Annotated in this window: 5 protein-coding genes and 1 pseudogene; 5 read left to right on the forward strand and 1 reads right to left on the reverse strand. The window is 64.8% G+C overall.

Annotated features, from left to right (window positions below; genetic code table 11):
• Positions 1-72: 72 nt before the first annotated feature.
• The 3 genes and pseudogenes from ACQKKX_RS19895 to moaB form a co-directional block, all read left to right on the forward strand.
• Positions 73-1,854, forward strand: a pseudogene (locus ACQKKX_RS19895) (tetratricopeptide repeat protein); the annotation flags it as partial.
• A 462-nt stretch (positions 1,855-2,316) separates the two neighbouring features.
• Positions 2,317-3,243, forward strand: coding sequence for a 4-(cytidine 5'-diphospho)-2-C-methyl-D-erythritol kinase (locus ACQKKX_RS19900; RefSeq protein WP_427573223.1), 927 nt, complete (start codon positions 2,317-2,319; stop codon positions 3,241-3,243).
• Positions 3,244-3,280: 37 nt separating this feature from the next.
• Complete coding sequence (gene moaB / locus ACQKKX_RS19905; protein ID WP_427573211.1) at positions 3,281-3,835, forward strand: molybdenum cofactor biosynthesis protein B; 555 nt, start codon at positions 3,281-3,283, stop codon at positions 3,833-3,835.
• Between the two features lie 236 nt (positions 3,836-4,071).
• On the opposite strand, the gene ACQKKX_RS19910 is transcribed toward moaB, so the two are convergent.
• On the reverse strand, positions 4,072-4,584 hold the full coding sequence (locus tag ACQKKX_RS19910; RefSeq protein ID WP_427573212.1) for a glycosyl transferase: 513 nt from the start codon (positions 4,582-4,584) through the stop codon (positions 4,072-4,074).
• Positions 4,585-4,716: 132 nt separating this feature from the next.
• Between ACQKKX_RS19910 and ACQKKX_RS19915 the strand changes: the two genes are divergently transcribed.
• Positions 4,717-5,874 carry a PA0069 family radical SAM protein gene (locus ACQKKX_RS19915; RefSeq protein ID WP_427573214.1) on the forward strand — a complete coding sequence of 386 codons (1,158 nt, stop codon included), beginning with the start codon at positions 4,717-4,719 and terminating at the stop codon, positions 5,872-5,874.
• Positions 5,875-6,024: 150 nt separating this feature from the next.
• Positions 6,025-6,693, forward strand: coding sequence for a ribonuclease HII (locus tag ACQKKX_RS19920; RefSeq protein ID WP_427573216.1), 669 nt, complete (start codon positions 6,025-6,027; stop codon positions 6,691-6,693).
• Positions 6,694-7,137: the final 444 nt, after the last annotated feature.

Consider the following 7,137-nt stretch of genomic DNA (forward strand, 5'->3'; position numbering starts at 1 on the left):
TATCGTGAATCATCGGAAAAGGCACCTTCGGCGGCCCTCTGTCGCCCTGCGCTTTTCATGAAAGGCACCTTTATGCGGCAGCAATTCGCCCTTCGTCTGCTTTCCGGCGCGGCCTTTGCCGCAGCCCTTGTGCTGGGTGGCCAGGCCCTGGCCGCCGCCGATGCGGAAAAGCCGGCGACGGAAGAGGCACAAAGTTTCGATGCGGGCAAGGTGAACACCTTTTCCGGCGCCTTCCTTGCCGCGCGCACGGCCGATGTCGATCACGATTATGCCAATGCCATCACGCTCTACCGCAAGGCGCTGGCGCTGGAACCTGCCAATACGGAAATCCGCGAGCGGCTGATGCTGTCGCTGCTGATGAGCGGCGATTTCGACGGCGCGCTGCCGATCGCCCAGGACCTCAAGGCCGACGAGGCAGTGGAGCGGATCACCACCATCGTTCGCGGGCTGGATGCCATCCGTGGCAAGAAATACGCCGAGGCCGAGAAGCTGCTGACCTACAAGGGCGCCAACGATCTCGACCGCATCACCCATACGCTTCTGGCGGCCTGGGCACGGGTCGGCGCGGGCAAGGGCAAGGAAGCCCTGTCGCTGGTGCGCGGCATGAAGGGCCCGGCCTGGTTCAAGGTGTTTACCGATTACCATACGGGCGCCATGGCGCTGGTCTCCGGCGACATCAACACCGCCCGCTCGAGCCTGACGGCGGCGATCACCAATGATGACGGCGTGGCGACGACGCCCGACACGTTCATGCGTTCGGTCATGGCGCTGGCGCGGCTGGAAGCGGCACAGGGCAACCGCCAAAAGGCGCTCGACGCCATTGCCGTGGGTGACCGGCTGATCAGCAATTATGCGCCGCTGAAGGCACTGCGCCAGAGCATCGAAGCCGGCGAAAAGCCCGCCCAGCAGGTGACGACCGCAACCGAAGGGGCAGCCGCCGTGCTGTTTTCCGTCGGCGGCGCGCTGAACCGCCAGGGCGCGGAGGAAATGGTTTCGCTCTATCTGCACATGTCGCATGCGCTGGACCCGAAGAGCGCCGACACGCTGATCCTGCTCGGCGGCATTGCCGAGAAGCTGGAACAGCCGCAGCAGGCGATCGCGCTTTATGAAAAGGTGCCGGCCGATTCGCCGATGCGCCGCATTTCCGAGCTGCAGCTTGGCCTGACGCTTGCCCAGACCGGCGACGTGGACAAGGCGCGCGAGCACCTGAAAAACCTGATCGCCTCCGACCCGGCCGACCTGCGCAGCTATCTCGCCTATGGCAGCGTGCTGTCCGACGCCAAGGACTACCAGGCGATGGCTGAAAATTACGACAAGGCGGTCGAGGTGATCGGGCCGATTACGCGCCCGGCCGACTGGACGATCTTCTTCCAGCAGGGCATTGCCTATGAGCGCCTGAAACAGTGGGACAAGGCGGAGCCTGCCTTCCGCAAGTCGCTGGAACTCAATCCGGAACAGCCGCAGGTGCTGAATTATCTCGGCTATTCCTTCGTCGACATGAACCGTAATCTCGACGAGGGCATGGCGATGATCAAGAAGGCCGTGGATGCACGGCCAGATGACGGCTACATCGTCGATTCGCTCGGCTGGGCGCATTACCGGCTCGGCCAGTTCGACGAGGCAGTAACGGAGCTGGAGCGCGCCGTGCAGCTGCGCGCCGGCGATGCCGCCATCAACGACCATCTGGGCGATGCCTATTGGCGCGTGGGCCGCAAGCTGGAAGCGGGTTACCAGTGGAAGCGCGCGCTGAGCATGGAGCCGGAAGAGGCTGAAATTCCGAAGATCAAGGAAAAGATCGAAAACGGCCTGCCGCCGGCAGAGCCGGTAAAGCGCGCCGAAACGACCGTGACGCCGACGGAAACCGACAACATGGAAACCGCTCAGGCGACGCCTGTTGCCCCGGCCGCTTCGGCAAACCCGACACCGGCTGCACCCGCGCCCGAAACACCCGCGCCCCAGTCAGCCGCACCCGAGACACCGGCAACGACCGAAGCGCCCGCATCCACGCAGACGCCCGGCACCGACGCGCCTGGCGCCCCTGACGCTGCAACCCCGGCCGAGCCCGCCACCGCGACCCAAAACGCGCCCAAGGCCACCAATTACACGGTCAATGCCGGCGATACGCTGTGGAAGATCGCCAATGACGCGCTGGGCGATGGCGACCGCGTGATGGACCTGATCCGCGCCAATCCTTCGCTGCGCCGCAATCCGAACCGGATCTTTCCGGGCCAGGTTCTCGACCTGCCCGTTGCAGCGCCGGGCGGTGGCGCTGGCACTGGCACTGGCAACTGACCCGGCAGGCGACGCATGACCGCAATGCTTCAGGCGTCGCCCGTTCCGCCGGGATCCGGATCGCAGGACCTGCCGGGCGCGACGATCGTCAAGGTGGCGCGCGCCAAGATCAATCTTGCCCTGCATGTGACCGGTCGGCGTGACGATGGCTACCATCTGCTCGACAGCGTGGTCACCTTCTGCGAGGCCGGCGACCGGCTGGAGATCGCTGCTGCGGAAGAGGACCGGTTTTCGGTCTCCGGGCGTTTTGCGCAAGCGCTGGGCGCTGATGCCGACAATCTGGTGCTGAAGGCCCGCGACGGCCTGCGCGCGCGGCTTCTGGCCGCTGGCGCCCCCGGCGTCGGTCCGGTGGCCATTCATCTTGAAAAAAATCTTCCGGTCGCATCCGGTATCGGTGGGGGCTCGGCGGATGCCGCGGCCGCGCTTGCCGGCTTGATGCCCCTGTGGGGCGCGCAACCAGCGTCCGTCGAAACCGAGGCGCTGGCCCTGTCGCTCGGCGCCGATGTGCCGATGTGCCTGGCCGGAACGCCGCTTTGCGCGCGCGGCATCGGCGAGGACATGGTGCCGCTGCCGCACCTGCCGGCCATGGCGCTGGTGCTGGGCAATCCCCTGATCGGCGTTGCGACGCCGGCGATCTTCAGGGCGCTGCAAAAGCGTGACAATCCGCCTGTCGGCCCGCTGCCCGCCTCCGACCGGCTTGCCGACTGGATCGATTGTCTGGCCGGCCTGCGCAACGATCTCGAGCCGGCAGCGACCGCGCTTGTGCCACAGATTGCGCGGCTGCGGCACATGCTGACCGATCATGGCGCGCTTCTATCGCGCATGTCGGGTTCCGGGGCCACCTGTTTCGGCATTTTCGAAACGTTGGAAGCGGCGCGGGCGGCGGCCGACGCGCTCGCCGCCGCACAGCCGGACTGGTATTTCTGCGCCACACGCACCATCTCAGCCTGACCTTTCGACGCCACCATTCCCGAAGGAGACATGCCGCATGAACCGGATCGACGAAAGCCGCCCCTTCATTCCCGTCGGCATTGCGGTTCTCACCGTCTCCGACACGCGCACGCTGAGCGACGACCGGTCCGGCGATACGCTTGTCGCCCGCATCGAGGAGGCCGGCCATGCGCTCAAAGCCCGCGCCATCGTGCCCGACGACAGGCAGGCGATCGCTTCCCAGGTGAAGGCGTGGACGCAGGACGAGGCCATCGACGTCGTCATCACCACCGGCGGCACCGGCTTTACCGGCCGCGACGTGACCCCGGAAGCGATCGAGCCGCTGTTCGAAAAGCGCATGGACGGGTTTTCCGCTGTCTTCCACCGGATTTCCTACGACAAGATCGGCACATCGACGATCCAGTCGCGCGCCACTGCCGGCGTTGCCGATGCCACCTATATCTTCGTGCTGCCCGGCTCTCCCGGCGCCTGCAAGGATGCCTGGGACGGGATCCTGAAACCGCAGCTGGACTATCGCCACATGCCCTGCAATTTCATCGAAATCCTGCCGCGCCTGGACGAGCATCTGAAGCGCGGCGCGGGCAAGGCCTGAGCGCGCCGACGGGATGGACGGGTGGTAGAGTCAGCCGTCTGCCCTTCAAGATCGGTAGGAAGTAAATCCAAGCGGAACAGACGGGCAGATACGCGACGGGTCCGCGCAAGCATGCTCGCCGCCTCTCGCCGAGCCGCGCTCCCCCCACCCTCTTTGCGCCGGTTTCCTTTGTGCCGACGGTGTTTCTCGGCCCACCAAGGGTGTCAGACAGGGGGCGCAGCCGGCGGTCACCACCGCTATCCCCGCGTTGCCCAGGCCGGAACCATTTCGCTGACCAAAAGGACGGTTTTTTGCCGCTGTACGAGCTGCGCCAGCCGCATGCCGCGTTGGGCAACCGCCATCGCCTTTGTCTTCGGCATCACGAACCCGTATTCCAGCGGCGGCACGCGGCGGCTGAGACGCTTGAGGAAGGACGGCAGATGATGGCGCGACGGCGAGAATTTCGCCACCTGCCGGTCCATCGCCAGATGTTCGCCAAGCTCGTCGATCCAGCCCGGCTGCGGCCGCGCCCCCGGCTCCAATAGCAGCAGCCATTCGCCGCGCACCGAGCCCAGGATATCGACGATATCCCACTCCTGATGAAAACGGCAGCCGGCCGCATCCGCCACCCGCGCGGAGGCATCCCGCGAGCCGTGATCGAGCACCACGACATCGCTGATCAACCCTTCCACGGCGCCCGAAACGAGCACAGACAGGGTCTGCGCCAGTTGCATTTCCTGATCGCGGCATTCCATCAGCACGGTAAGCATGGATGACAGTTAGCGCATCGCGGCCGGAAAGACCACTCGCGCGATCTCGCATTTTTGTTCTTGCAATGTTCTCATTTTACGGTTACCAATCTGGACATTGCGGTGGCCTATTGCCGACTGCGGGAGATTCCGATGAACGAGCTGTCTAACTTGAGGCAGGGTGCGCTTGCACCTGGCCACACGGCGGATATTGCCAATGCCCTGGTGAACGCTTCCGGTCTGAGGATCGAGATCGACCGCCGGCGTGGGCGGGGTGCGGGCATCAATCCGAGCGGCCGTTTCGAGGAACAGCGCCGCGAGAGTTTCGACGACGGCTGGCAGTCGCTGGAGGAACTGGAGCCCTTTCGCACGGAGGTGCAGGTTGAAAAGCCGCGCACCGCGATTACCCGCAACGACAGTCCCGATATCGGCTTCGACCGTTCGATCAATCCCTATCGCGGCTGCGAGCATGGCTGCATCTACTGTTTTGCCCGCCCCACCCACAGCTATATGGGCCTGTCGCCGGGACTGGATTTCGAGGCCAAACTGTTTGCCAAGCCGGATGCGCCGCGGCTGCTCGAGCGTGAGCTCAGCCGCCCGGACTACAAGGTCCGGCCGATTGCGATCGGCACCAATACCGATCCCTACCAGCCGATCGAGAAGGAATGGCGCATCATGCGGCAGATCCTCGAAGTGCTGCAGAAGGCGGGACATCCGGTGATGATCGTCACCAAGGGATCGCTGATCACCCGCGACATCGACATTCTCTCGGAGATGGCGGCAAGGGGTCTCGCCAAGGTCGGCATTTCGGTGACGACGCTCGACCGCAAGCTGGCGCGCGCGATGGAGCCGCGGGCGGCCACGCCGTCTCGCCGGCTGGAGGTGATCAGAACGCTGACCGAGGCCGGCGTTCCGACGGGCGTGTTGATGTCGCCGGTCATTCCCGCACTCAACGACCACGAGATCGAACGGGTGCTGGAGGCGGGCCATGCGGCCGGCGCGCGCGAGGCGAGCTACGTTCTGCTGCGCCTGCCGCTGGAGGTAAGCCCGCTGTTTCGCGACTGGCTTTTGCAGCATTACCCGGACCGCTACCGCCACGTGATGAACCTCGTGCGCTCGATGCGCGGCGGCAAGGATTACGACGCCGATTTCACCAAGCGGATGAAGGGCGCCGGTCCCTATGCCTGGCAGATCGGTCGCCGGTTCGAGATGGCGACCAAGCGGCTGGGACTTGCCCGTCGCGGCCTGTCGCTGCGCGACGACCTGTTCGTTCGCCCCGATGGAGGGGGCGTGCAGCTGTCGCTGCTGTAGGCGCCAGCAGAGAAGATGAGAATTTCGACAGGACCTGCCGCCGCGGTCCTGTCGGAGCGCCCCGGACCCGCCTTCCCCTTGGCGAGGTAACGTTGCCGCCGTTTTGCCGGGGCTTGCAGGAGATCGGGTCGGCGTGCGATTTTCGCCGCCATGAAAAGAAGCACGCCGCCCGATTCTCCCAAACTGTTCGAAGACCTGCCGCTGAAGCCCGATTTCAGCCTGGAGGATGCTGCGCGCCTTTCCGGCCTATGGCCGATTGCCGGAACCGACGAGGCCGGCCGCGGTCCGCTGGCGGGACCCGTCGTGGCGGCTGCCGTCATTCTCGATCCGGACCATATTCCGGACGGGCTGAACGATTCCAAGAAGCTGACGCTGAAACAGCGCGAAACCCTGTTCGACCAGATCATCGCGACGGCGGAAGTCTCGATCGCCTCGTCGAGCCCGCGCCTGATCGACGAGCGCAACATTCTGCGCGCCAGTCTCAATGCGATGTGCCGGGCGGTTGCGGGCCTGTGCACCCGCCCTGCTCTCGTGCTTGCCGACGGCCGCGACGTGCCGCCGGGCATGACCTGCCAGGGCCGCGCCGTTATCAAGGGCGACGCCCGCTCCGTCTCGATCGCCGCCGCCTCGATCGTCGCCAAGGTGACGCGCGACCGCATGATGGTTCGGGCCGGGTTCGTCTGGCCTGCCTATGGGTTCGAGGGACACGCCGGATATGGCACGGCGCAGCATAGAGGTGCGATCGAGGCGCATGGGCCGTGCGGGCTGCACCGGATGAGTTTTCGCCCGTTGAAGAAGGATGGGGTGGTGGCGGAATGAGATGGCGGCACTTGCTGTCTTCCGCTTTGCGCCAGGAGCGGTCATTGGACGGTTTTTCCGGCCTGTGGCAATGATAGCGGATGAGCGAAACGCTAGTTCAGGCGCACACCTACTCCGCCGATCATCGGCTAGAAATCGAAACAAGCGAATGGTGCGGTTGCTTTCATTGTTGCGCGGTGTTCGAACCGATCGAGATTGAGGAATGGATTGACACTGGGACAACGGCGCTTTGCCCCAGATGCGGGATCGATGCCGTCCTGGGGGATGCTTCCGCTCTTCCGGTTACCTCCGAGGAATTCCTTGTCCAAATGAGGAGGCACTGGTTCTAATGCCGGAGTTGACCGCTTCGGGCCGAGGCTGTGTAAAAACGCAATCCTGATGTAGAATCATCTTCGTCGATCGGAGGTGGCAATGTCAGGCTATATCGAAGGCATCAGTCGCGAT

It is taken from the genome of Neorhizobium sp. NPDC001467 (assembly GCF_050275975.1).
In the GTDB taxonomy this organism is placed as follows: domain Bacteria; phylum Pseudomonadota; class Alphaproteobacteria; order Rhizobiales; family Rhizobiaceae; genus Neorhizobium.

Coding starts and splice junctions, on each gene's coding strand:
- moaB (WP_427573211.1), top strand. CDS start 3,281: ATGAACCGGATCGACGAAAGCCGCCCCTTCATTCCCGTCGGCATTGCG.
- ACQKKX_RS19900 (WP_427573223.1), top strand. CDS start 2,317: ATGCTTCAGGCGTCGCCCGTTCCGCCGGGATCCGGATCGCAGGACCTG.
- ACQKKX_RS19915 (WP_427573214.1), top strand. CDS start 4,717: ATGAACGAGCTGTCTAACTTGAGGCAGGGTGCGCTTGCACCTGGCCAC.
- ACQKKX_RS19910 (WP_427573212.1), bottom strand. CDS start 4,584: ATGCTTACCGTGCTGATGGAATGCCGCGATCAGGAAATGCAACTGGCG.
- ACQKKX_RS19920 (WP_427573216.1), top strand. CDS start 6,025: ATGAAAAGAAGCACGCCGCCCGATTCTCCCAAACTGTTCGAAGACCTG.